The organism is Streptomyces sp. NPDC057136 (assembly GCF_042670885.1).
Lineage (GTDB): Bacteria > Actinomycetota > Actinomycetes > Streptomycetales > Streptomycetaceae > Streptomyces.
Genome location: NZ_JBHUUV010000111.1, coordinates 1 through 1,214 on the forward strand (window position 1 = coordinate 1; position 1,214 = coordinate 1,214).

Here is a 1,214-nt window from a genome sequence, read left to right on the forward strand (position 1 = left end):
CTTGCTGCTGTTGCTGTTCGTGCTGTTCGCCCCGGACCGGGGCGGAACGTTCCTTGTGGCCACGACAGACCCTCTCTTGCCGAAGGTACGCATCTGTCGGCCCGGTGGTACTTAACGTATCTTGCCGACGCCACGAAGATACATCAAGCACCGATGCGAGGCAAGGATGTACCTTGGGAGGGTCATTGATGTACCTTCGGAGGTGTACCGCGCTCCGACAAACAGGGAGAAGCCATGCCATACAAGGCACCGGAGGGGAAGGGCTATGCCGACGTGGCGGCCCACTTCCGCACACTGATCAAGAGCGGGGAACTCGCGCCTGGCGCCACGTTGCCGTCCGTCGCTGAGATCCGTGAGCAGTTCGGCGTGGCGGCCAAGACCGTGAGCCGGGCCCTGGCCGTACTCAAGAGCGAGGGCCTGGTCAGCTCGCGCGGGGCGCTGGGCACGGTCGTCGAGAAGAACCCCATGGTGATCACCGGCGCGGACCGCCTGAAGCGCATGGAGAAGAACGGGATGCGCTACGCCCCCGGCGAGACCTCCTCCGGTCACCGCGTGATGACCCGGTCGGTCCACGACCCCGAGATTTGCACGGCTCTCAACCTGGAGCCCGGCGACGAAGCCGTGATCCGCATTCGCGTCTTCCGCCAGGACGACAAGCCGACGTCGGTCGGCGTCTCCGTCTATCCGCCCCACACGGTGGCCGCCGTCCCGGAGCTGGCCGACGACGTACGGATGGTGAAGCAGTTCGACAAGCTCTACAGCGAGCGCACCGGCCGCGAAGTCGTGAAGGGGCAGCGCACCGGCCACGCCCGGCAGGCGTCCCAGGACGAGCTGAACGCCTTGGAGATCGACGCCCCGGCCCACTCGGCCATCGCCGTCTTCGTCACGACCGTGACCTTCCACGACGACGAACAGGCACTCGGCTACTGGGAAGACGTCTACGCCCCCGGCGCCCGGGTGCCCATCGGCGAGTGACACATAGAGCCCTCGCCCAACGTCCCCAGGAGCCCCCGTCGGAGATCCGGCGGGGGCTTTCTGCTGCCCAGCGAGGGCGGCATCTCTGAGCGGTTTACATGGCCAGCCGTCTGCCGACTGCCGCTCTCGCTGTTGTGCTCGCGGACAGGCTGGCGGCGGAGGGGTGGGGGGCGCGTGGCGCTGAGCGGCCGTCTGACGGGGCGGGACGGGGGCTGAGCGCCGTACCCCCGCCGTCGCGG

General features: G+C 67.9%; 1 protein-coding gene. It reads left to right on the top strand.

Features of this window, described 5'->3' with window-relative positions:
* Positions 1–234: 234 nt before the first annotated feature.
* On the top strand, positions 235–975 hold the full coding sequence (locus ACFT7S_RS38715) for a GntR family transcriptional regulator (RefSeq protein ID WP_376073315.1): 741 nt from the start codon (positions 235–237) through the stop codon (positions 973–975).
* Positions 976–1,214: the final 239 nt, after the last annotated feature.

Bases quoted from the DNA above. Each gene is read 5' to 3' on its own strand.
- ACFT7S_RS38715 (WP_376073315.1), top strand. From the start codon at position 235: ATGCCATACAAGGCACCGGAGGGGAAGGGCTATGCCGACGTGGCGGCC.